The organism is Burkholderia territorii (assembly GCF_902833055.1).
Classification (GTDB): Bacteria; Pseudomonadota; Gammaproteobacteria; order Burkholderiales; family Burkholderiaceae; genus Burkholderia; species Burkholderia territorii.
Window position 1 is genome coordinate 199,063 of record NZ_CADFEJ010000007.1, and the last position, 23,252, is coordinate 222,314.

The following is a 23,252-nucleotide window of genomic DNA, read 5'->3' on the forward strand; positions in this document are numbered from 1 at the left end:
AGCCGCTTGTTGGTTTCGACGCAGCGTGCGCGCGGCCGTCGCACGTGCGGTCTTTCGAATCGTTGCGTCAGTCGTGGTACAGCGCCGCGCGCCCGCCGTCGACGGTGATGCACGCGGCATTGATGAACGGCGCCTCGTCGGACGCGAGGAACACGGCCGTCATCGCGACTTCCTCCGGCTTGCCGATCCGCTTCATCGGCTGCAGCTCGAGCGTCTCGGCGCGCGCGGCGGCCGGGTCGGGCTGCGCGTCCCACCAGTCGCGCGTGAGCTGCGTCTCGATGTAGCCCGGCGCGATCGCGTTCACGCGCACGTTGCGCGCCGCGTATTCGATGCCGAGCGCCCGCGTGAGGCCGAGCACGCCGTGCTTCGCGACCGGATACGGAAAACAGCCCGGGATGATCCGGAACGCATGCGTCGACGCGATGTTCACGATGCTGCCCCGGCCGCGTTCGACCATTCCCGGCAGCGCCGCGCGGCAGCCGTGCCACACGCCGTCGAGATCGACCGCGAAGCAGCGCCGCCAGTCGTCGTCCGTCATCGTCAGCGGATCGGCGAACACGTTGATGCCCGCGTTGTTCACGAGCACGTCGAGCGGGCCGAATGCGGCTTCGGTCTGCGCGAGCGCGTCGCGCACCGACTCCTGCCGCGCGACGTCCGCCTGCAGCGGCAGCACGCGCGCGCCGTCGCATTCGTGTGCGATCGCGGCGGCCGTGTGCTGCGCCTGCGGGAAGTCGAGATCGACGAGCGCAACCGCCGCGCCTTCGCGCACGAACGCGCGCGCGATCGCCGCGCCGATGCCGCGGCCCGCGCCCGTCACCAACGCGACCTTGCCCGCGAGGCGGCCCATCATGCGGCTCCGCCGCGCGCCGCGCGCAAGCCGGCCTGGAACGCGCGCGCGTTCGCCGCCGTCGCATCCGCCGACTGGCCGGGCCGGTACAGCGCCGAGCCGAGCCCGAAGCCGTTGGCGCCGGCCGCGAGGAACGGCTGCATGTTGTCCGGGGAAATCCCGCCAACCGGGATCAGCGGCACCGCACGGTCGATCACCGCGCGCCACGCCTTCACGACGGACACGCCGAGCTGCTCGGCCGGGAACATCTTCAACACGTCGGCGCCGTTCGCGAGCGCGGCGAACGCCTCGGTCGGCGTCGCGACGCCCGGCGCGCTGGCCAGCCCGCATTCGCGCGCGCGGCGGATCACGGCCGCGTCGCTGTGCGGCATCACGATCAGCGAGCCGCCGGCGTCGCGCACGCGGTCGACGAATTCGGCGCGCAGCACGGTGCCGGCGCCGACGATCATGTCGTCGGGCAGCGCGCGACGCAGCGCCGCGATGCTGGCGAACGGTTCGGGCGAGTTGAGCGGCACCTCGACGATCCGGAAGCCCGCTTCGTGCAATGCGAGGCCATGCTCGGCTGCTTCGCCGGGCGTGATGCCGCGCATGATCGCGATCAGCGGACACGCGTCGAACGCGCGCATCAGCGCGGCGTGCGGCGTGTACGGTGCGGGCAGCGTAAGGTCGGACGACATCGGCAATTCCTCTTCAATCGGTTCATTGGTCGGCGCAGACGGGCGCGCCGTCCGCGCGGACGAGCCCGGCGCGCGACGCGATCCACCACAGGCCGCGCTCGGTCGCCTGCGCGACGACGCGCGCATGCGTGCAGCCGAACACGCTCAATGCGTCGACGTAGCGCGCGCACAAGCCGTCGTCGCCGATCAGCAGCAGCGGCTGGTTCGCGAGCGCGACACCGCGCTCGGCCAGCATCGCGTCGAGCGCGTTCAGCTCGTGTCCGATCAGCAGCCCGGACAGGTAATCGCCCTGCGCATCGGGCGCGAGCCGGTCGGTCAGGCCGAGCGTGCGCGTGCTGAAGATCGTCGCGAGCAGCCCCGCGCGCTGCGCGCCGCGGGCCACCGCGACACCGCGCGCGAATGCCGCGCGGTCGGGCGACGCGCTCGCGCGCATCGTGCGGCCGAGAATCGTGTGGTCGCGCAGCGCCGCGAACAACTCGCCGGTCATGAAGGTCTGGAAGCGCTCGATGAGCCCGTCCTTCACCCATGCCCACTTCGCATGCGTGCCCGGCAAGCCGATCAGTACCCCTGAACGATCTGCATCAAGCATCGGATCGTTCGCGAGTGCACCGAATATCTGCGTTTCCTCGCCGCGCATCACGTCCGGCAATTCGCCCGTCGCGATCACGCCCGGCACGATCGACACCGTCGTGCCGCGCGACGTCGTCACCGTGACAAGCCCCGCGACGAGCGCGTCGGCGCCCGCCGGCACTTCGACGTACGGCGCCTCGCGCCAGCCCTGCGCGCTGCCGACCATCCCGGCGGCCAGCACCGGCACGCCCGGCGCGCGGTCGAGCCAGTCGCCGCACGCTTGCTCGAACACGACGTCAAACGCACGCGCGCCGCCGGCCGGCACGTGCATCACGCCCGCGGCACGGCTGCGCGTGTCGAGCAGCGCGCCGTGCGCGTCGAACAGATACGCGCGCAGCGACGTGGTGCCCCAGTCGAGCGCGATCAGCGACGGTGCGGCGCGGGAGGCGTCCGGAGCGGTCCGGGTCGAATTGGTCATCGTTTGATCCTGCGGGTACCCTGCGGCGGGCTCCAGCCCAGTTCCGCGGAAATGGCTCGCGCTTCGCGCTGCACGAGCGGAATCAGTTCGTCCATCCGGTCGTGCGGCATGTACGGAATCGTGCTCGCGACCGATACGGCCGCGACGATCGCGCCCGACGCGTCGCGAATCGGCGCGGCCACGCAGCGGATCGACGCCTCGTTTTCCTCGAGGTCGAACGTGTAGCCGCCGGCCGCGTAGTGCGCCATGCGCTGCAGGAACGCGCTCGTCTCGGGCCGGTTGTCCGGCTTGAAGTTGACGCCGGCCAGCGCGCGCCGCGCGGCTTCGAACAGCGAGCGCCACAGGTCCGGATCGAGGTCGAGCATCATCGCCTTGCCGATGCCGGTCGACGCGAGCGGCATCCGGTGGCCGACGCGCGAGCGCATTTCGAGACCGCGCGTGCCGGGAATCTTGTCGATGTACAGCACGTCGTCGCCGTCGCGCACGCCGAGGTGGATCGTGTCGAGCGTCGCCTCGGCGAGCGCCTCGAGGTGCGGCCGTGCGACGGCCGTCAGCGGCATCTGTTCGAGCGCGATCGTGCCGAGCTCGATCAGCTTCGGGCCGAGCAGGTAGCCGCCCTGCACCTGGCGCAGGTAGCGCGCCTGCACGAGGCTGCTGACGAGACGGTGCGTCGTGCTGCGAGTCGTGCCGAGCGCCGCGCCGATCGCACGCATGTCGCGCGCGCCGTTCGCGATCGCTTCGAGGATCGCGAGACCGCGCAACAGCGTCTGCGTGCCGGCCTGCTGCGCGGCGAGATCGAGCGGCGTGCTGGTCGCGCCGATCGTGTCGGTGAGCGGCGCATCGTCCGGCGTCGCGCGCCGGGCGTCGAGAGCAAGGGAATCGGGCATCTTGGTCATGGAACGGGCTTCGTCAACGGAATCGGTGAAGCCGCTGTCGCGACGCCGCAACGAGGTCGGGCGTCGCGGCAACGCGGCGGTCGATGCACCGAGGAAAGCGCCCGGCGAACTTCATGGAATGTGTCTCCGTATGCGTCGGGCGCCGCGCGGTGCGTGGGTCCGAAGCTGTCGATGTGCTTCGGATTGTAGGAGCGCACGCACTCGTCTCCAATATTTGAATGCGTTGTCCAGATAATGAGAAAACGTGCGAATGGCTGGGCCGTGTCGTCGCGAAACGGCCGCACCATGCGCACGGGGGCGGAACCCGGCGCATCGCGGGTTCCGCCCCCGTCGAGTCACGCGCGCCGCGCTTACTGCTGGTTCGTGCTGCGCGCCTGCATGTAGCGCTGCACGTCGGAGAACGACACGCGGCCGCTACCGCTCGCATCGATCTGCCGGAAGTGATTCGCGACATAGCCGAGGCCGGCCGCGCGCGCCTGCGCTTCGGTGATCGAACCGGTGTTCTGCGTATCGGCCGCGCCGAACTGCCGCGCGAGCTTGCGCACCACCTGCGCGTGCAGCGCGGCGCCCGTCGTTTGCGTGCCGGCGGTCGGCTTGCGCGCGGCCGGCGGCACGTACGGATCGCCGAGCTGCGCCTGGCGCGCGCGTGCCGGGGTGGCGGTGTCGCTCGCCTGCGCGAACGCGGATACCGATGCGGATGCTGCAACGCCGGCGCATGCGAGCGCCGCGGCAACGACGATGAAACGTTTCTTCATGTCAGGCTCCAGTCTGGAATGAGGTCGTCGACGGCCGGCGAACGGCGCCACGACGGGCGCGCGCCGCCAGGCCCGCACATCGCATCAGTGCGCGGCCGCGTTGTAGAAAGTCACGAGGTCGGCTTTCTCCTGCGGACGCGACGTATCGTCGAGATAGACCATGTGTCCACCCTGATAGTCCTTGATCGTCAGGTTCGGTTGCGAGCCAAGCCGCGCGAGGTCGAGCTCGGTCTGGTAGAACGGCGTCGCGATGTCGTGATACCCGTTCAGCGACAGCACCTTCAGCGACGGATTCAGCGTCAGCGCAGCCGCGAGATCGGGGATCGTGTCCGGCATCGCGAGCCCGTCGTGCGTCCAGTCCCAGGTCTGGATCGCATTGCTGCTGACCGAATACGCCGACTGCGCGCTGTACTTGAGCACGTTCGGCAGGTAGCTGCCGATCGTGTCGGTGAACGGCTTGGTGATGAACGTGCTCGACGGGTCGCCGTCCGCCGCGAGCGGGCTCGACGACGGCACGTTCACGCGCGCGTCGTAGCGGCCGATCAGCGTGCCCGGAATCAGCGATACCTGGAAGCTGTTGTCGAAGAAGGTCGGGACGACGTTGAAATCCGCGTTCCACAGCGCCTGCTTCACGCCGGTCGAATTCACCATCGTCGTGACGAGCGTCGGCGAGGGCGGCGTGTGGCTCGCGAGATACGCGTTCACGGCGGGCGCGTAGCTGCCGGCCGTCAGCTGGCGCATCTGGTCCGCGTATTGCGGCAGGCTCGACGGGTTCGGGTTGTCGAGCTGGTAGTACGCGCCGACCGTGCCGTACGACGGCACGAAGCCCGCGCAACTCACCGGGCTCGCCCCGTTGTTCGAGTTGCCGACGTAGTCGCTCGCCATGTCGCAGTTCGCGTTGTAGTTCAGGATCGACGACTGCAGCACGATGCCGTCGAGCTTCACGCCGGCCGTCTCGAGCAGGTTCGCGAGCACGTCGGTGCGCGGCGTGCCGTACGACTCGCCGAACAGGTATTTCGGCGAAGTGTCGCGCTGGTTCACGGCGATGTAGCGCGTCACGAAATCGCGGAACGCGCCGGCATCCTGGTCGACACCCCAGAACGTCTGGTTCGTGTTCGGCGCGATCGCTTCCGAGAAGCCGGTGCCGATCGCATCGACGAACACGAGGTCGGTCGTATCGAGCAGGCTTTCCGCGTTGTCGACGAACGGGAAGGTCGACGTGTTCGCATTCGGGTCGCCCGTCTGGATCCGCTTCGGACCGAACGAGCCGAGATGCAGCCACACCGACGCGGAGCCGGGGCCGCCGTTGTACAGGAACGTGACGGGGCGCTTGGCCGCGGGCTGGTTGTCGGCGGTGTACGCGACGTAGAAGAACGATGCTTCGGGCGCGCCCGTCTGCGGATTGCGCGCGACGAGGTGGCCGGCGGTGGCCGTGTAGCGAATCGTCTTGCCGTTCAGCGTGATCTGGTGATGGGTGACGGCGGCCTTTTCGACCGCGGCGGACGCGTCGAGCGACGCGGTCGCGCTCGACGAATAACTGTTGGGATCGTTGTACGGCTTGTCCACCTGAGCGGCGGGATCGGCTGAATTGTCGGTACCTGCTGCCGAGGACGACGTCACGTCGTCGTTGCAGGCCGTCAGAATCAGCGAAGAGAACACGACTCCCAACAACAGCTTCGCTTTGCTCGCTGGCATCGTTGCTTTCCTTCTCTCGAATGTTTTTTATGTCGAGCAGCCGGGTAAGCCGCCCCCCGCCTCGATTGCGGCCGATAAGCCGAGGCGCTGGCCAATATACGTGAGCAGGTGGGCTTTGAAAAATTTGGAAATATTCGATCGACGCTCGGTGCGGCGCACACCTTTCAGGAATGCTTCGATTCGCGCACCGTTGCGTTTCAACAGTCTTTCAACTGCTTTCGCGTTTACCCGGAAATGCTAAAACCGCGCGGATTTCGTGCCATATCGGCAAACAAAATCCCGCGCGGGCGCGCATTGCTCAGTAAAGCGAAATAGACGAATTCGTCTAATGGATGTGTCCCGAAATGCGGGCGACACGAATGCGCTGCAGCGCACCAATGGCGCACCGGCGACGGAATGGACAACGTGACGGCGCGTTCGCGTCGCTCATTGCGATTGCGGAAGTTCGGCGGCGCCCATCCGGCGGGCGATCACGGCCGCGCGCTGCGCCTGGTAGGCCGAGCCGCGGTGCGCGTCGAACCAGCGCGGCTTCGGCAGCATCACCGCGAGACGCGCCGACTGCCACGCACCGAGCCGGCTCGCGGGAATCTTGTAGTAATAGCGGGCGGCAGCCTCGGCACCGTACACGCCGCGGCCCCATTCGACGGAATTCAGGTAGATCTCGAAGATCCGCTCCTTGTCGAGCACCGTCTCGAGCATCCACGTGATGATCAGTTCCTGCCCCTTGCGGATATAGCTCTTCTCGCGCGACAGGAACAGATTGCGCGCGAGCTGCTGCGTGATCGTCGAACCGCCCGCGACGATCCGGCCGCGCGCCTTGTTCTTCTCCCACGCCTGCAGGATCGCATCGACGTCGTAGCCGTTGTTGGTCGCGAAGGTCGAATCTTCCGATGCGATCAGCGCACGCTTCAGATTGCGCGAGATCTGGTCGTACGGCACCCACTGGTGCTGGATCCGCGCGGGCGGATTGTCGCGCGACAGCCACCACGCGTCGGTGCGCATGAACGCGGTCGACCCTGGATTGATGAACGACCACAGCGCGATCTGCGCGAGATAGAACAGCTGCGTCGCGAGCCACGCGCCCGCGAACACCGAGGCCGCGTAGACGATCCAGCGGGTCGCGCCGATCGTCCGCGTGCGCTGCGTGCCGCTTACCGCCACCACTTGCCGCGCTCCGGCTCAGGCCGCCGCGAGCGCCTGGCGCAGCGCGGCCAGCACCGGTGCACCGTCCGGCCGCACGCCGCGCCAGATGAAGAACGATTCGGCCGCCTGCTCGACCAGCATGCCGAGCCCGTCGGCCGTGCGCGCGCCGAGCGACGCCGCATGCTGCATGAACACGGTCGGCTGCGCGCCGTACATCATGTCGTACGCGAGCGTGTGCGCGCCGAACGCGGCCGCGTCGCACTCCGGCAGCGCCGCGTCGAGGCTGCCGGCCGTCGCGTTGACGATCACGTCGTACGGTTGCGCACGCACGGTATCCGGGCCGCCGCCCGACAGCACGCAGCCGGCATCGTGCGCCGCCTGCGAGAACTGGCCGACGAGCGCCTCGGCCTTGCTCGCGGTGCGGTTCACGATCGTGATCGACAGCGGCGCGCGCTCGAGCATCGGCAGCACGACCCCGCGCGCCGCGCCGCCCGCGCCGAGCAGCAGGATGCGCGCGCCCGCGAGCGACACGCCGAGGTTCGCTTCGATGTCGCGCACGAGGCCGACGCCGTCCGTGTTGTCGCCGTAGAGGCTGCCATCGGCTTCGATGCGCAGCGTGTTCACCGCGCCGGCCGCCGCCGCGCGCGGCGACAGCGTGTCGGCGAGCGCATGCGCGTCGAGCTTGAACGGCACCGTCACGTTGGCGCCGCGGCCGCCTTCGGCGATGAACGCGCGCACGGCGGCCTCGAAACCGTCGACCGGCGCGAGCCGGTGCTCGTAGACGATCGCCTCGCCCGTCTGCGCGGCGAACTGCGCGTGGATGAACGGCGACTTGCTGTGCGCCACCGGATTGCCGAACACCACGTAGCGGTCGGCGCCGCTCGTCGACGCGGCTGCATTCATGATGCGCGCCCCTGTTCGCCTGGTTCGCTTTCGCGGTCGTTGCCGGCGTCGCCGCCATCGGCCGCCGCGCCGTCCGCTTCGGCCAGCGCCTCGGCCTCCGCTTGCGCCGACGCGTCTTGCGCATCGACCAGCGTGTCGTCGCCGCCTTCGGTCTCGTCTTCGTCGTCGGCCGCATCGCCACTCGTCACCGTCGGCGCGTCGAGCACGTTCAGCAGCCGCACCGACGCCTCGATCGTCAGCTCGTCGAGCGACATCACCTCGAGCAGCACGCGCGTGCCGCGCGCATGCACGCCGAGGCCCGGCACGTGCAGCAGCAGCGGAATTTCCTCGAGGCGCACGAGATCGCCCTTCACGACGCTCGCGACAACCTGCTTCTTCTGCTCCTGCGCGAGCCAGCGCAGGCACCAGAAATACTCCATCCGGCGCTGGTAGTCAGCGTAGGCCGTGTACGTATCGTCGAAGCCCTGCACGACCGCGTACAGGTCGGCGTCCTTCGGCTTGAACGGCGCGGCGAGCTTCGCGGTGACGCCGTGCTGCACGCACGCGAGCAGCTGCCACTGGTTCACGAGGTCGACGTAGCGGCGCAGCGGCGACGTGCTCCACGCATACTGCGCGACGCCGAGGCCCTCGTGCGGCGCGGCCGTCGTCTGCATCCGCGTGCGCTTCGGGCCGGGTGCACCGAAGCCGCGCTGCGAGCGGTAGATGCCCGGCACCGTGTGATCGTGCAGGAACGCGCCCCAGGTCGAGTTCGCGAGGATCGCGAGCTCCGACACGATCAGGTCGAGCGGCGAGCCGCGGCGGCGCGGCGTGATCGTCACGTGCTCGCCTTCGACGTAGAAGTTGTAATCGGTGTTGCGCTGCACTTCGCGCTTCAGGCCGTAGCCCGCGCGCGCGACCTGGCGCTTCTCGAACAGTGCCTGCGCGAGCGGCCACAGCACGGCGATGTCGTCCTTGTGCGGGTAGTCGCCGGTGCCGGCCGCGAGCGTCTCTTCGTTGACGAGCTCGTCGAGCGTGTTGTGGCGCAGGTTGTTCTTCACGTACACGAGCTCGGCGCGCGTCTCGTTCGCCACGATCTCCTGCGTCTCGCGGTTGACGATGATGTACAGCGACAGCGCAGGACGGTAATCGCCTTCCTTCAGCGTGAACACGTCGACGACGTCGTCCGGCAGCATCGTGATCTTGTCGCCCGGCATGTAGACGGTCGACAGGCGCGCGCGCGCGATCGCGTCGACCGCGTCGCCGCGCACGATGCCCAGCGCCGGCGCCGCGATGTGCACGCCGATCCGCACGCGACCGTCGGCCAGGTGCTCGACCGAGAACGCGTCGTCGATTTCGGTCGTCGTGATGTCGTCGATCGAGAATGCCTCGACGTCCGCGCGCGGCAGGTCGTCCGGCAGCGGGCCGACCGTGACGGGCGGAAAGCCCGTGCCGTGCGGGAAGAATTCCGCGAGGAAGCGCGCTTCGTGCAGCGCACGCGGCGACTCGATGCCGCCGCAGTCGAGCATCAGCCGAGCCGGCGACACGCCGCGCGCGCCGGCCGCCGCTTCCATCGCCTTGTATTCGATCGAATTCTTGTCCGGCCGCGTCAGCAGGCCGAGCACCTTGCCCGCGAATGCCTCCGGCAGCTTGCCGGCCTTCAGTTCCTCTTCGTACTGCGCCTGCACGAGTGCCTGCTGGCGCTTGCGCTCGAGCGACGCGAGCGCCATCTTGAGCTGCTCTTCCGGCGCGCGCTGATACTGGCCGCGCCCCTTGCGGCGGAAGTAGACGGGCGAGCCGTGCAGCCGCAGCACGAGCGCCGCGCGCTCGACCGGGCCGTAGGTCGCGCCGAAGTATTCCGCGGCCAGCGCCGTATACGCGAATTCCTCGGGCGGCGCGCACTCCCACAGGAAATCCAGGTCGATCTGTTGCGCGGCCGTGTCGGCTTCCTGCATCAGCTCGCTCGCGGCCGGCTTCTCGAATTCGATCAGCACGTCTTTCGCACGCACCTTCGCGCGCCGCCCGCCGGGCAACTCGACCTGAAATGCGTCGCCTTGGCGCGACAGCACGCTGCCCGCCTTGAAACTGCCCGATTCCTCGAAGAAAACGTTCACTCAGTACTCTCGTTCAGACTGCCGGGCGCCGTATCGGCGGCGCCGCAAGATGATGGGAATTCGATCGGCATGACGCCGGATTCATGACGTACGTTCGTCGCAAAAGGCGAGAACGTCGTCGACGTAGTCGGCAAATTCGCTGATCCCGTGATCGCTGCCTTCGATCACGCGCGTTTTCGCGCCCGGGTAATGGGCGAGCATCTCGCGGTAGTCCAGCACTTCGTCGCCCGTCGCCGCGAACAGATAGTAGCGTTCGGGCCGCGAAATCGCCGGCACGCGCAGCGCATCGAGTTCGTGCAGGTGACGGCGTTCGACGACGATCGACCCGCCGCCGTGCCAGAGCGGCTGTTCGCCCAGATACTGCTCGAGATCGCGCTGCGGGACGATCGCCGGATTCAGCAGCACCGCCTTCCAGCCGCGCTTCTCGGCGAGCCAGGTCGCATAGTAGCCGCCGAGCGAGCTGCCGATCACCGTCACGTCGCGCGCGCCGGCCACCTCGGTTTGCGCGAGTGCGATCGCCTCGAGCGGCGACACCGACAGCGACGGGCAGCGCCACTCGTGCGAGCGGCCGAGTTCGGCCATGCGCGCGGCGAGGAGCCGCGACTTCTGCGACTCCGGCGACGACCGGAATCCGTGCAGGTACAGGATCACGCGCGGCTCCCGAGCGCGTCGAGCAACTTCTGGTGCACGCCGCCGAAACCGCCGTTGCTCATCACGAGCACGTGGTCGCCCGGGCGCGCGGCCTCGACGACCGACTTCACCAGCAGATGGAGATCGTCGAACGCGCGAGCCTTGTCGCCGAGCGGCGCGAGCGCGTCGCCGAGGTTCCAGCCGAGCGCGTCACGCCCGGTCGGCGCACCGTAGCCGAACACCAGATCGGCGTCGGCGAGGCTTGCCGGCAGTTGCGCCTTCATCACGCCGAGCTTCATCGTGTTCGAACGCGGCTCGAGCACGGCGAGAATGCGGGAATTTTCGCGACCGATGCGCGCACGAAGGCCGGCGATCGTCGTTTCGATCGCGGTCGGATGGTGCGCGAAGTCGTCGTAGACGGTCACGCCGTCCACGCTGCCGCGCACTTCCATGCGCCGCTTCACGTTGCGGAACGATGCGAGCGATTCGGCGGCCTGCGCGGGCGGCACGCCGACGTGGCGCGCGGCGGCGATCGCCGCCAGCGCGTTCATCCGGTTGTGGTCGCCCTGCACCTGCCATGCGACTTCGCCCACGCGCTCGGCCTGCGAGTACACCGCGAAGCGCTCGTCGACCGGCACGCCGTCCTCGGCCGGGAGCGCCTGCCAGCCGCCGTCGACACCGAAGCGCTCGACTTCGCTCCAGCAGCCGCGCGCGAGCACACGCTCGAGTGCGTCCGAGCGGCCGTTGGTCACGATCCGGCCGACGCCCGGCACGGTGCGCACGAGGTGATGGAATTGCGTTTCGATCGCGGCGAGATCCGGGAAGATGTCGGCGTGATCGAATTCCAGATTGTTGAGCACCGCGGTGCGCGGCCGGTAGTGGACGAACTTCGAGCGCTTGTCGAAGAACGCCGTGTCGTATTCGTCGGCCTCGATCACGAAGAAGCTCGAATCGGTCAGCCTCGCGGATACGCCGAAGTTCAGCGGCACGCCGCCGATCAGGAAGCCCGGGTTCAGGCCGGCATCTTCCAGCAGCCACGCGAGCATCGACGAGGTGGTCGTCTTGCCGTGCGTGCCGGCGACCGCCAGCACCCATTTGCCGGCCAGCACGTGCTCGCCGAGCCATTGCGGCCCCGATACATACGGCAGGCCGCGATCGAGGATCGCCTCCATCAGCGGGTTGCCGCGCGTGACGACGTTGCCGATCACGAACAGGTCGGGCTTGAGGTCGATCTGTTCGGCGCCGTAGCCCTCGATCAGCGTGATGCCCTGCGCCTCGAGCTGCGTGCTCATCGGCGGATAGACGCCCGCGTCGCAACCCGTCACCGTGTGCCCCGCCTCGCGCGCGAGCACGGCGAGACCGCCCATGAAGGTGCCGCAGATGCCAAGAATGTGGATGTGCATAGATGAATGCTTTCGCGCCGCCGGGCGCCGTCGATTCGGAAAGATGGTCTGCGGCACGCCGGACGGGCCGTCCGGCCAACGACTTTCGCCGCGACACGAAGACCGCCATTGTAACTGACGGCCCGCCATGCCCGGCGGCCCGAACGACGGATCCGAACACCGCGCGGCGCGGCGGGCGGCACCGGGGCGCACCACGCTCGGCCGTGGCGTCGATCGAGTATGATTGCCGGATCATGTCTCGCAAACCTCTTGTCGACCCGCGGCGCGCCCGCGAGGAAATTGCCCAGTCCGCCGCCCGCCTGATCGCGGAGGACGGCCTCGATTACGCCGGCGCGAAACGCAAGGCCGCGCGCCAGCTGTTCGGCGACACGCGCGTTGCCGGCGAATGGCTGCCTGATAACGACCTGATCGAGGAAGAACTGCGCGAGTACCTGGCCTTGTTCCAGAGCGACACACAGCCGGGCGAGCTGCGCCGCCTGCGTGAAATCGCGCTCGACTGGATGCGCCGGCTCGCCGACTTCAATCCGTTCGTGACGGGCGCGGTGCTGAATGGCACCGCGAACACGCATTCGGACATTCATTTGCAGATATTCACCGACAACCCGAAGGACGTCGCGATCTACCTGCTGAACCAGAACGTTCAGTACGACGTGTCCGAGACGCGGCATTTCGCCGGCCGCGCCGACGTCGAGACGCTCAGCTTCCTGTGGCGTCCACGGCGCGACGTGGACGCGATCGGCATCCACGTCGCGCTCTACGCGAGCGACGACCTGCGCGGCGCGGTCAAGGCCGACGCGCGCGGCCGAATCGCCCGTGCGGACGCCCACGTGTTGCGCGCGCTGCTCGAGGCCGGCAACGCCCCTTCCGAACCGGAATGATTCAACGATGATGATGAAACGCATGTTGGCGCTCGCGGTGGTCGCGGCCGCCGCCGTCGCCGGCGGGCTCGCCGCCGGCCATTGGTTCCGCGGCGGCAGCGCCGACGACGGCGTCGCCGTCGCCGCATCCGCCACGCCAGGCAGCCCGGTCGACCAACTGTGGGCCGCGTCGCTGACCGGCGTCGACGGCAAGCCGGCGTCGCTCGCCTCCTTCAAGGGCCAGAAGGTCGTCGTCAATTTCTGGGCGTCGTGGTGCGGCCCCTGCGTCGAAGAGATGCCGGAGCTCGTCGCGTTGTCGCACCAATACAAGCAGAAGGGCATCCGCTTCATCGGAATCGGCGTCGATTCCGACCAGAACGTGAAGAACTTCCTGCAGAAGGTGAAGGTCGACTACCCCGTCTTCGTCAGCGGCTATGCGGGCGCCGATCTGGCCCGTAATTTTGGAAATACCGCGGGCGCGCTTCCGTTTACGGTCGTCATCGACGAAACCGGCAAAGTTCGCGAGACAAAATTGGGACAAATCCAACCGGCGGAGCTGAAAAAGACCCTGGACGCGTTGTGATCGCCGTGAGCCGCCGCTTGCGCGTTGGCGGCGATTTATCCGTCGATCACCGCAATTTCACGTGATTTCGCTGAGACTTTGCGATGGCACCGGTAATTCTTGCAGGTCGCGCGCGCCCGGCCGTTCGGCAAAACTAGACAAATTTCTCTAAATAGCGCTAAAGTTCGCGCAATTCCGCAGAAATAGAAGCGACCATGACACGATTGCTGGTGCTGCACGGCCCCAACCTGAACCTTCTCGGCACCCGGGAACCGGAGGTGTACGGCCGCGTCACGCTCGCGCAGATCGATCAGGCGCTTGCCGCGCGGGCACAGGAGGCCGGTGCCGAACTGTCGTCGTTCCAGAGCAACCATGAAGGCGCGCTCGTCGACCGCATCCAGGCCGCGCGGGAGGAACAGACCGATTTCATCCTGATCAATCCCGCCGCGTATACGCACACGAGCGTCGCGATCCGGGACGCGATCGCCGGCGTCGGCATCCCGTTCGTCGAGGTTCATCTGTCGAACGTGCACCGCCGCGAAGCGTTCAGGCACCACTCCTACTTTTCCGACCAGGCCGAAGGCGTGATCTGCGGGCTGGGCTGGAAAGGTTATCTGTACGCGCTCGAGTACGCGCTGGACAAGCTGCAAGGCGCGTCGCGCGGCTGATTTCGCGATCTAGATTCAGCGCCGGTCTCACCGGCGCTTTCACGTATTGAAAGGGGAATTCCCGATGGATCTTCGTAAGCTGAAAACTCTGATCGACCTCGTCTCCGAATCCGGCATCTCCGAGCTGGAAGTGACGGAAGGCGAAGGCAAGGTGCGTATCGTCAAGAACGCACCGCCGGTCTATGTCCAGCCGACGGGCGGATTTGCCCCGCAGGTCAGCGCGCCGGCCCCGGCGGCCGCACTGCCGACCGAAGGCGCGGCTGCCGCGCCGGCCGCCGGCGCCGCTGCCGCGCCCGCCGCACCGCAAGGCCACGTCGTGACGTCGCCGATGGTCGGCACGTTCTACCGCGCGCCGTCGCCGGGCGCCGACCCGTTCGTCCAGGTCGGCGATTCGGTCAAGGAAGGCCAGACCATCTGCATCATCGAAGCGATGAAGCTGCTCAACGAGATCGAGTCGGACAAGGCCGGCGTGATCAAGGAAATCCTCGTCGAGAACGGCCAGGCCGTCGAATACGGCCAGCCGCTTTTCGTGATCGGCTAAGCCCGCCGCGCGGCCCGTCCGGCCGCGCTCCGCCGATGCTCGCCAGGCGCCGTTCGCGCGCCCCTCGAAGAGACGAATACTCGCTATGTTTGAAAAAATCCTCATTGCCAACCGCGGTGAAATCGCGCTGCGCATCCAGCGCGCGTGCCGCGAGCTCGGCGTCAAGACGGTGGTCGTCTACTCGGAAGCCGACAAGGAAGCCAAGTACGTGCGCCTCGCGGACGAAGCCGTCTGTATCGGCCCGGCCCCGTCGAATCTGAGCTACCTGAACATGCCGGCGCTGATCAGCGCCGCGGAAGTCACCGATGCCGAGGCGATCCACCCCGGCTACGGCTTCCTGTCGGAGAACGCCGACTTCGCGGAACGCGTCGAGCAGTCGGGCTTCACGTTCATCGGCCCGCGCCCGGAAACGATCCGCCTGATGGGCGACAAGGTCACCGCGAAGCAGACCATGATCAAGACGGGCGTGCCGTGCGTGCCGGGTTCGGAAGGCGCGTTGCCGGACGATCCGAAGGAGATCGTGAAGATTGCCCGCGCGATCGGCTATCCGGTCATCATCAAGGCAGCGGGCGGCGGCGGCGGGCGCGGGATGCGCGTCGTGCACACCGAGGCCGCGCTCGTCAATGCGGTCAACATGACCCGCGAGGAAGCCGGCCGTGCGTTCGGCAACCCGCAGGTGTACATGGAGAAGTTCCTCGAGAACCCGCGCCACATCGAAATCCAGGTGTTGTCGGATGCGCACAAGAACGCGATCTGGCTCGGCGAACGCGACTGCTCGATGCAGCGCCGTCACCAGAAGGTGATCGAGGAAGCGCCGGCGCCCGGCATTCCGCGCCGCCTGATCGAGCGCATCGGCGACCGCTGCGCGGACGCGTGCAAGAAGATGGGCTATCTCGGCGCGGGCACGTTCGAATTCCTGTACGAGAACAACGAGTTCTACTTCATCGAGATGAACACGCGCGTGCAGGTCGAGCACCCGGTGTCGGAGATGATCACGGGCGTCGACATCGTGCAGGAACAGATCCGCATCGCAGCCGGCGAGAAGCTCACGCTGCGCCAGCGCGACATCCAGTTCCGCGGACATGCGATCGAATGCCGGATCAACGCGGAAGATCCGTTCAAGTTCACGCCGTCCCCGGGCCGGATCACGTCGTGGCATACGCCGGGCGGCCCCGGCGTGCGCGTCGATTCGCATGCATACAATGGCTATTTCGTGCCGCCGAACTATGATTCGATGATCGGCAAGCTGATCACCTACGGCGCGACGCGCGACCAGGCGATCCGCCGGATGCGCATCGCGCTGTCGGAAATGGTCGTCGAAGGCATTCAGACCAACATCCCGCTGCACCGCGAGCTGATGATCGACTCGAAGTTCGTCGAAGGCGGCACCAGCATCCATTACCTCGAACACCGGCTCGCCCAGAAGCAGCAGGTCGCACCGGAAGAAGCGTAAGCATGAGCTATCGCGAACTCGTCGTCGAACTGGCCCGGGAGCATGCGGAGGCGCTGTCCGATGCGCTGCTCGAGCTCGGCGCGCTGTCGGTGTCCGTCGAGGATGCCGATGCCGACACGCCCGACGAACAGCCGCTCTTCGGCGAGCCCGGGCTCGTCCCCGAACGCACCGCGTGGCAGCACTCGCGCGTGATCGCGCTGCTGTCGCCCGATCACGAGCCGGCCGTGCTGCTCGCGGCGGCCGCGAACGAGATCGGCGTCGCCGAGACGCCGAAGTTCGACGTGCGCGAAGTCGAGGAGCAGGACTGGGTACGGCTCACGCAATCGCAGTTCGAGCCGATTCCGATCGGCGAGCGGATCTGGGTCGTGCCGTCGTGGCACGACGCACCCGACCCCGATGCCCTGATCCTCGAGCTCGACCCCGGCCTCGCATTCGGCACGGGCAGCCATCCGACCACGCGCCTGTGCATGGAATGGCTCGAGCAGTCGGTGAAACCCGGCCAGTCCGTGCTCGACTACGGCTGCGGCTCGGGCATTCTCGCGATCCTCGCGAAGAAATGCGGGGCGAATCCCGTGGTCGGCATCGACATCGATCCGCAGGCGGTCGAATCGGCGCGGCAGAACAGCGAACGCAACCATGCGGAAGTCACGTACGGGCTGCCCGACGCGTGCCCGGCCGGCGAATTCGACATCGTCGTCGCCAACATCCTGTCGAACCCGCTGAAGCTGATGGCGTCGATGCTCGCATCGAAGGTGAAACCGGGCGGGCATATCGCGCTGTCGGGCGTGCTCGCGCGCCAGGCGGACGAGGTCGCGGCCGTCTACGCGCGCTACGTCGACATCTCGGTCTGGCGCGAACACGAAGGTTGGGTATGCCTCGCCGGAACGCGGCGCGAAAGCCATTAGAATAGCGCTGTCCTTCACTCTGGCCAGCAGGCCGCCCGGCTCGACATGCTTCTTGCGACGCGCTGCCCTCATTGCGAAACCGTCTTCCGGCTGCAGCAGGAACAGCTCTCGCTGCATGACGGGCTCGTGCGCTGCGGACACTGCCAGCAGATCTTCAACGCGTCGCACTCGCTCGTTCCCGAGCCGGCACCGCAGCCCGAGCCGGCGCTGAGCGAAGCGGCTCCGGCCGGCCCGACCGCCGCCGAACCGCAACACGAAGCCGCGCCCGCGCGGCTCTTCACTACCGACGCACCGGTCGAGCCGGCATCGGCCCGTTCCGACTACCAGCCAGAAGGCTGGGACATGTGGGCGCCCTGGCTCGACGCCGGCGTCGATCCGTCCCTGCAGCACAACGTTCGGACCGTGCGCACCGAGCCGCTGGTGCCGCTCGCGCTGCCGGCCATGGAGGCCGGTGTCGTCCATCTGTCCGGCACGCCCGCCCCGATCGCATCGGCGCCGGCCGAACTGCACGCCGTCGTGTCGGGCGAGCCGGATCGGGCGCCGCACGAAACCGACCGGTCCGACACGTCGCAGGCGACGCCCCCGGCCGAACCGGACTTGCGCGAACCGCGCTTCGTCGCGCACACGCCATCGGCGGCCGATGCAGGCGAACCGCTCGGCAACGCGCACTTTCCCGTACTCGACGACGATCGCGAGCCGCGCGAACCGCGCTTCGCATTCACGCCGGCGCAAGCCGTTCCTGAACACGATGCCAACGCCGACGAGCGCTCCTCCGCTGCGGCCGCGGCTGTCGGCGAAGCGCACGCCCGAGCGGACGCACAGCCGGCCGTCCAACCGGCCGTCCGACCGGCCGTCCCCTTCCCCGCCGCACTGGGCGACGACGATCGCCCGCACTTCGCCGTGACCCGCGAGACGCGCGCGCCGCAGCGACGCGGGATGCTCGGCGGCTTTTTCGGCGGGCTCGTCGCCGCCGCGCTCGCGGTGCTGCTCGTCGCGCAACTCGCATGGTGGCAGCGCGAAAACGCGATGATCTACTGGCCGGTCACGCAGGGCTGGTTCCGGCAGGCGTGCGCGCCGCTCGGCTGCACGGTCGCGGCGCCGCGCGCGATCGACGGCCTGCGGCTCGACGCGGCCGACTTGCGCCAGCTCGACGGCCCGCGCGTGCTGGAGCTGAAGGTGCCGCTGACGAACCGCTATCGCGTCGCACTCGCCTACCCGTCGCTCGAGCTGACACTGCTCGACGACACGAATCACGTGACCGTGCGCCGCGTGCTCGCGCCGCGCGACTACGTCCGCCCGGGCACGCCGATCGATGCGGGGCTGCCGCCCGGCACGACGCGGACGATGGTCGTCCGCCTCGACACGAACGGCGCACCCGCCTCGAATTTCCGCGTCCAGATCTTCTATCCGTGACGCCCCGCGGCGCGCGCATGCGCGCCGTCTCAACCCGCGCGCCGCAGCGGCGCGCTATTTCGGAGCACGAACATGAGCAAAGTTACGCTGGGTGGCAACCCGATCGATCTCGCCGGCACGTTTCCGGCCGTCGGCTCGCAAGCCCCCGACTTCAAGCTGGTCGGCAAGGACCTCGCCGATCTGTCGCTCGCCAGCTTCGCCGGCAAGCGCAAGGTGCTGAACATCGTGCCGAGCCTCGACACGCCGACCTGCGCGACGTCGACCCGCAAGTTCAACGAAGCCGCGTCGTCGCTCGACAACACGGTCGTGATCGTCGTGTCCGGCGACCTGCCGTTCGCCGCGACGCGCTTCTGCACGACGGAAGGCCTCGCGAACGTCGTGACGGCCTCGACGTTCCGCGGCGGCCGCGCGTTCGCGAACGCGTACGGCGTCGACGTGACGAGCGGCCCGCTGAACGGCCTGACGGCCCGCGCGGTCGTCGTGCTCGACGCGCAGGACAAGGTGATTCACGCGGAACTCGTCGGCGAGATCAAGGACGAGCCGAACTACGACGCGGCACTCGCCGCACTGAAGTAACCCGCTGCCGCCCGGCCCCGCCGCGCGAGGCCCGACGGCCTCGTCGCACCGGCCGGGCGGCCGCTTCTTATTGCTCTCTACAGGAACGCACGCCTTGACTACGCTGATTTGCGGCTCGCTCGCCTACGACAACATCATGACCTTCGAAGGCCGGTTTCGCGAGCACATCCTGCCCGACCAGGTTCACCTTCTGAACGTGAGCTTCCTCGTGCCGACGATGCGTCGCGAATTCGGCGGTTGCGCGGGGAACATCGCCTACGCGCTGCACATGCTCGGCGGCGACGCGCGCATCATGGCGACGGTCGGCGCGAACGACGCCGATCGCTATCTCGAACGTCTCGACAGCCTCGGCCTGTCCAGGGCCAGCGTGCGCGTGGTGCCCGAAACGCACACCGCGCAGGCGATGATCACGACCGATCTCGAGAACAACCAGATCACCGCATTCCACCCGGGCGCGATGATGCAGTCGCACCTGAACCGCGCGGACGAAGTCGCCGGCGTGAAGCTCGGCATCGTCGCGCCGGACGGCTTCGACGGGATGGTCCAGCACGCCGAGCAATTCGCGAAGGCCGGCATCCCGTTCATCTTCGATCCGGGCCAGGGGCTGCCGCTGTTCGATGGTGCGACGCTGCGCCGCATCATTGAACTCGCGACCTTCGTCGCGGTCAACGACTACGAGGGCAAACTCGTCAGCGACAAGACGGGCTGGTCCGAACAGGAAATCGCCAGCCGGGTTCAGGCGTTGATCATCACGCGCGGCGAGCACGGCGCCACCATTCTTCACAAAAACGGCGAAGAACAGATTCCGGTCGTGCAAGCCGAGCGTATCGTCGATCCGACCGGCTGCGGCGACGCCTTCCGGGGCGGCCTGCTGTACGGCATCGAGAACGGCCTCGACTGGGCAACCACGGGCCGCCTCGCGAGCCTGATGGGCTCGATCAAGATCGCCCACCAGGGGCCTCAAACTTACGCACTGACGCGCGCCGAAATCGACGCGCGTTTCGAGGCTGCCTTCGGGTACAGTCTCAAATGAATATTGTGGGAGAGCAAAAATGTTGACCAGGAAAACCCTCACGCTCGCCGCGATGCTGACGGCCACGCTCACGCTCGCGGGCTGCTTCACGGCGCCGGGCTCGGCGGATGTCTATAGCGTCGGCCAGGCGCAGCGCGAACAAACCGTCCGCATGGGCACGGTCGAAAGCGTCCGTGCCGTGCGCATCCAGTCCGACGGCGGCGGCAGCGCGATCGGCACGCTCGGTGGCGGTGCGCTCGGCGCGGTCGCGGGCAGCGCGATCGGCGGCGGCAAGGGATCGATCCTGACGGCCATCGCCGGCGGTCTCGTCGGCGCGGTCGCGGGCAACGCGGTCGGCGAAAACCTCAGCACGGCGAACGGTGTCGAAATCACCGTGCGCCTCGACAACGGCGATCTGCGCTCGATCACGCAGGCGGCGAGCGGCGAAATGTTCCGCGCCGGCGAACGTGTGCGACTGCTCTCGAGCGGCGGCGTCACGCGCGTCACGCACTAACGGGCATCCTCAGCACGCGGCGCAGGCCGCGGTCGAACGCATGTGCGAAGCTGCACATGCGTTTTTTTTCGTCCGTGGCCGGCAACCACCGATCGACACATCGACGAATGCGGACGAAAAAAATCCCGCCACCTGAGCCAGATGGCGGGATCGATTGAGTAGCGCTACTCAACCCACGGACACCGCGTGAGTGTCCGGGTGGTACGGCTCAGCCGCGATTACGGACGGCTGCCGGTCGGGAACGGCCATGCCGCTGCCGGGTTGAGCGCGGTCTTCACGCCCGATGCCGGCGCGACCGATGCGGTCGACGCGGTGGTTGCCGGTGCAGCCTTCTTCACGACGGCCTTCTTCGGAGCAGCAGCCTTCTTCGCCGGTGCGGCGGCCTTCGGTGCAGCAGCAGCCTTCTTCGCGGGCGCAGCCTTCTTGGCAGGAGCGGCCTTCTTCGCAGCAGCCTTCTTCGCAGGCGCGGCCTTCTTCGCGGCAGCCTTCTTCGCCGGTGCGGCCTTCTTCGCAGCAGCCTTCTTCGCCGGTGCTGCCTTCTTCGCAGCAACCTTCTTCACCGCGACCTTCTTGGCTGCAACCTTCTTCGCTGCGGCCTTCTTCGCCGGTGCTGCCTTCTTCGCGGCAACCTTCTTCACCGCGACTTTCTTCGCTGCGACCTTCTTGGCTGCAACCTTCTTCGTTGCGACCTTCTTTGCCGCGACCTTCTTCGCAGCAGCCTTCTTCGCCGGTGCTGCCTTCTTCGCGGCAACCTTCTTCACCGCGACCTTCTTGGCAGCAACCTTCTTCACTGCAGCGGCCTTCTTCGCCGGAGCAGCAGCCTTCTTCGCAACGGTCTTCTTGGCAGCGACCTTCTTAGCAGCCGGTTTTTTCTTGGCAGTAGCCATGTTGTTCTCCTTCAGGTTCAGATGAGAGTCAGTTCAAACTACACCCTTCGTCAAAACCCGCTTCCCGCGGACGCTGTTCAGGACGTGCGCTTCGAAGCGGGCTATTCATCGGCGTACGCGGATACCGCGCGCTTACGCTAATGAATACGGTATGGCGCGCGTGACCCCATGGCCTCGCGCGCCAAATCAAGTCGGTAGCCGGCGCACCTCGCGCCGCTACCCCTAATCGCTTGATCAAGCGGACCGCCACACGGCCGCCCGCTTTTTCCGGAGGGAAGTTTGCCCATCCCACTGAAGGGTTCGCAAAGTGCCGATCATGTCGTTGGGCCGTTAAGGCACCGGGCATGCTTTGCATCAGGCGTTCTTGCTCCTAAACCTTGGGCCGGGGCCGAGAGGCCGCCGGCTGCTCCATCATGTGACGGGTTCGCTGCTGCGGGTTATTCCCAGGACAGCGCACCGCCCGTCTGATACTCGATCACACGCGTCTCGAAGAAGTTGCGTTCCTTCTTCAGGTCGATCATCTCGCTCATCCACGGGAACGGGTTTTCCTCGTTCGGGAACAGCGGATCGAGGCCGATCTGCTGGCAACGGCGGTTGCTGATGAAGCGCAGATAGCTCTTGAACATCGACGCGTTCAGGCCCAGCACGCCGCGCGGCATCGTGTCCTCGGCGTAGCGGTATTCGAGTTCGACAGCCTGCTTGAACAGCTCGCGGATCTCGGCGCGGAATTCCGCGGTCCAGAGATGCGGGTTCTCGAGCTTGATCTGGTTGATCAGGTCGATGCCGAAATTGCAGTGCATCGACTCGTCACGCAGGATGTACTGATATTGCTCTGCAGCACCCGTCATCTTGTTCTGGCGGCCGAGTGCGAGGATCTGCGTAAAGCCGACATAGAAGAACAGGCCTTCCATGATGCAGGCGAACACGATCAGCGACTTCAGCAGCTTCTGATCCGCTTCGAGCGTGCCGGTCTTGAAGGCCGGGTCCGTCAGCGTGTGGATGAACGGGATCAGGAATTCGTCCTTCGCGCGGATCGACGGTACCTCGTGGTACGCGTTGAAGATCTCGCCTTCATCGAGACCGAGCGATTCGACGATGTATTGATACGCGTGCGTGTGGATCGCTTCCTCGAATGCCTGGCGCAGCAGGAACTGCCGGCACTCGGGCGCCGTGATGTGGCGGTACGTGCCGAGCACGATGTTGTTCGCGGCGAGCGAGTCGGCGGTCACGAAGAAGCCGAGGTTGCGCTTCACGATGCGGCGCTCGTCCTCGGTCAGACCGTTCGGGTCCTTCCACAGAGCGATGTCGCGGGACATGTTGATTTCCTGCGGCATCCAGTGGTTCGCGCAACCGGCCAGATACTTTTCCCACGCCCATTTGTACTTGAACGGCACCAGCTGATTGACGTCAGTCTGGCCGTTGATGATGCGCTTGTCGGCGACATTGACCCGCGCTTCCGAACCGCCGGCGGGAACAGCCGATGCTTGCGGCGGCACCGCAAGATCGCCTTCGAAAATGTCGCGGACCTGATGGGCGGCAGGCGTTGCAGCCTGCAGTCCGACAGCCATCCCTGCGGAAGTGCGCATCGCGTTTTGCTGCGCTCCGCTCGCGGGGGTTACGGCAGTCTTCTCGTCATCCCAGTTGAGCATAAATTCTCACCATCAATTTAGAACGGTTTGTACCATCTTTTCCTGAGCGATAAAAGGGTTCGCTCACGAAAAATCCTTTTTTCGATTCGCGTTGCGACCTCGATACAACACTTTGAGCAACGCATCGT

At 67.2% G+C, this 23,252-nt stretch carries 24 protein-coding genes; 10 read left to right on the forward strand and 14 right to left on the reverse strand.

The features are described from left to right. Positions 1-67 precede the first annotated feature (67 nt). The 11 genes from HW466_RS15880 to mpl form a co-directional block, all read right to left on the reverse strand. On the reverse strand, positions 68-847 hold the full coding sequence (locus tag HW466_RS15880; RefSeq protein ID WP_174905780.1) for an SDR family oxidoreductase: 780 nt from the start codon (positions 845-847) through the stop codon (positions 68-70). Then, positions 847-1,524 carry a 2-dehydro-3-deoxy-6-phosphogalactonate aldolase gene (locus tag HW466_RS15885; RefSeq protein WP_060346735.1) on the reverse strand — a complete coding sequence of 226 codons (678 nt, stop codon included), beginning with the start codon at positions 1,522-1,524 and terminating at the stop codon, positions 847-849. The genes HW466_RS15880 and HW466_RS15885 overlap by 1 nt, the downstream gene beginning before the upstream one ends. 22 nt (positions 1,525-1,546) lie before the next feature. Beyond that, on the reverse strand, positions 1,547-2,572 hold the full coding sequence (locus HW466_RS15890; RefSeq protein ID WP_059506903.1) for a 2-dehydro-3-deoxygalactonokinase: 1,026 nt from the start codon (positions 2,570-2,572) through the stop codon (positions 1,547-1,549). After that, entirely contained in the window at positions 2,569-3,468 is a 900-nt protein-coding gene (locus HW466_RS15895; protein ID WP_059465354.1) for an IclR family transcriptional regulator, read from the reverse strand. The genes HW466_RS15890 and HW466_RS15895 overlap by 4 nt, the downstream gene beginning before the upstream one ends. Positions 3,469-3,818: 350 nt before the next feature. Continuing rightward, positions 3,819-4,223 (reverse strand): EF-hand domain-containing protein, encoded by a 405-nt coding sequence (locus HW466_RS15900; RefSeq protein ID WP_059451936.1) that lies wholly within the window; start codon positions 4,221-4,223, stop codon positions 3,819-3,821. A gap of 84 nt (positions 4,224-4,307) precedes the next feature. Further along, positions 4,308-5,918, reverse strand: coding sequence for a S10 family peptidase (locus tag HW466_RS15905; RefSeq protein WP_059451935.1), 1,611 nt, complete (start codon positions 5,916-5,918; stop codon positions 4,308-4,310). A gap of 426 nt (positions 5,919-6,344) precedes the next feature. Further along, positions 6,345-7,082: a monofunctional biosynthetic peptidoglycan transglycosylase gene (mtgA, locus tag HW466_RS15910; protein ID WP_059506901.1), complete on the reverse strand. Its 738-nt coding sequence runs from the start codon at positions 7,080-7,082 to the stop codon at positions 6,345-6,347. A 15-nt stretch (positions 7,083-7,097) separates the two neighbouring features. After that, positions 7,098-7,964: a shikimate dehydrogenase gene (gene aroE / locus HW466_RS15915; RefSeq protein ID WP_059451933.1), complete on the reverse strand. Its 867-nt coding sequence runs from the start codon at positions 7,962-7,964 to the stop codon at positions 7,098-7,100. Then, on the reverse strand, positions 7,961-10,054 hold the full coding sequence (locus tag HW466_RS15920) for an RNB domain-containing ribonuclease (protein ID WP_151006174.1): 2,094 nt from the start codon (positions 10,052-10,054) through the stop codon (positions 7,961-7,963). The genes aroE and HW466_RS15920 overlap by 4 nt, the downstream gene beginning before the upstream one ends. A gap of 81 nt (positions 10,055-10,135) precedes the next feature. Next, positions 10,136-10,705: a YqiA/YcfP family alpha/beta fold hydrolase gene (locus HW466_RS15925; protein WP_151006173.1), complete on the reverse strand. Its 570-nt coding sequence runs from the start codon at positions 10,703-10,705 to the stop codon at positions 10,136-10,138. After that, entirely contained in the window at positions 10,702-12,087 is a 1,386-nt protein-coding gene (gene mpl / locus HW466_RS15930; RefSeq protein ID WP_059451930.1) for a UDP-N-acetylmuramate:L-alanyl-gamma-D-glutamyl-meso-diaminopimelate ligase, read from the reverse strand. The genes HW466_RS15925 and mpl overlap by 4 nt, the downstream gene beginning before the upstream one ends. A gap of 233 nt (positions 12,088-12,320) precedes the next feature. On the opposite strand from mpl, the gene HW466_RS15935 reads away from it, so the two are divergent. The 10 genes from HW466_RS15935 (at position 12,321) to HW466_RS15980 (ending at position 20,588) form a co-directional block, all read left to right on the forward strand. Then, positions 12,321-12,965: a UDP-N-acetylmuramate--alanine ligase gene (locus tag HW466_RS15935; protein ID WP_151006172.1), complete on the forward strand. Its 645-nt coding sequence runs from the start codon at positions 12,321-12,323 to the stop codon at positions 12,963-12,965. A 7-nt stretch (positions 12,966-12,972) separates the two neighbouring features. Further along, entirely contained in the window at positions 12,973-13,527 is a 555-nt protein-coding gene (locus HW466_RS15940) for a TlpA family protein disulfide reductase (RefSeq protein WP_059451928.1), read from the forward strand. 194 nt (positions 13,528-13,721) lie between these two features. Further along, complete coding sequence (gene aroQ, locus HW466_RS15945) at positions 13,722-14,174, forward strand: type II 3-dehydroquinate dehydratase (RefSeq protein ID WP_040143361.1); 453 nt, start codon at positions 13,722-13,724, stop codon at positions 14,172-14,174. Positions 14,175-14,238: 64 nt separating this feature from the next. Then, on the forward strand, positions 14,239-14,715 hold the full coding sequence (accB, locus tag HW466_RS15950) for an acetyl-CoA carboxylase biotin carboxyl carrier protein (protein ID WP_059451927.1): 477 nt from the start codon (positions 14,239-14,241) through the stop codon (positions 14,713-14,715). Positions 14,716-14,800: 85 nt separating this feature from the next. Further along, positions 14,801-16,168, forward strand: a complete 1,368-nt coding sequence (accC, locus tag HW466_RS15955; RefSeq protein ID WP_059451926.1) for an acetyl-CoA carboxylase biotin carboxylase subunit — start codon at positions 14,801-14,803, stop codon at positions 16,166-16,168. A 2-nt stretch (positions 16,169-16,170) separates the two neighbouring features. Next, complete coding sequence (prmA, locus tag HW466_RS15960; protein ID WP_059506895.1) at positions 16,171-17,073, forward strand: 50S ribosomal protein L11 methyltransferase; 903 nt, start codon at positions 16,171-16,173, stop codon at positions 17,071-17,073. A 45-nt stretch (positions 17,074-17,118) separates the two neighbouring features. Beyond that, positions 17,119-18,486, forward strand: a complete 1,368-nt coding sequence (locus HW466_RS15965) for a zinc-ribbon and DUF3426 domain-containing protein (RefSeq protein WP_174905776.1) — start codon at positions 17,119-17,121, stop codon at positions 18,484-18,486. 72 nt (positions 18,487-18,558) lie between these two features. Next, complete coding sequence (gene tpx, locus HW466_RS15970; RefSeq protein WP_059451923.1) at positions 18,559-19,062, forward strand: thiol peroxidase; 504 nt, start codon at positions 18,559-18,561, stop codon at positions 19,060-19,062. Between the two features lie 94 nt (positions 19,063-19,156). Further along, positions 19,157-20,095 (forward strand): carbohydrate kinase family protein, encoded by a 939-nt coding sequence (locus tag HW466_RS15975; protein WP_059546947.1) that lies wholly within the window; start codon positions 19,157-19,159, stop codon positions 20,093-20,095. Between the two features lie 19 nt (positions 20,096-20,114). After that, on the forward strand, positions 20,115-20,588 hold the full coding sequence (locus HW466_RS15980) for an outer membrane lipoprotein (protein ID WP_059451921.1): 474 nt from the start codon (positions 20,115-20,117) through the stop codon (positions 20,586-20,588). A gap of 218 nt (positions 20,589-20,806) precedes the next feature. Here HW466_RS15980 and HW466_RS15985 read toward each other — a convergent pair whose 3' ends face one another. The 3 genes from HW466_RS15985 to HW466_RS15995 all read right to left on the reverse strand — a co-directional run bounded on the left by HW466_RS15985 (position 20,807) and on the right by HW466_RS15995 (position 23,124). Further along, positions 20,807-21,475 carry a histone H1-like DNA-binding protein gene (locus HW466_RS15985; RefSeq protein WP_059506892.1) on the reverse strand — a complete coding sequence of 223 codons (669 nt, stop codon included), beginning with the start codon at positions 21,473-21,475 and terminating at the stop codon, positions 20,807-20,809. A 28-nt stretch (positions 21,476-21,503) separates the two neighbouring features. Next, complete coding sequence (locus HW466_RS15990; RefSeq protein WP_081053240.1) at positions 21,504-21,830, reverse strand: hypothetical protein; 327 nt, start codon at positions 21,828-21,830, stop codon at positions 21,504-21,506. Positions 21,831-21,912: 82 nt separating this feature from the next. After that, complete coding sequence (locus HW466_RS15995; protein ID WP_059451919.1) at positions 21,913-23,124, reverse strand: ribonucleotide-diphosphate reductase subunit beta; 1,212 nt, start codon at positions 23,122-23,124, stop codon at positions 21,913-21,915. Positions 23,125-23,252 lie beyond the last annotated feature (128 nt).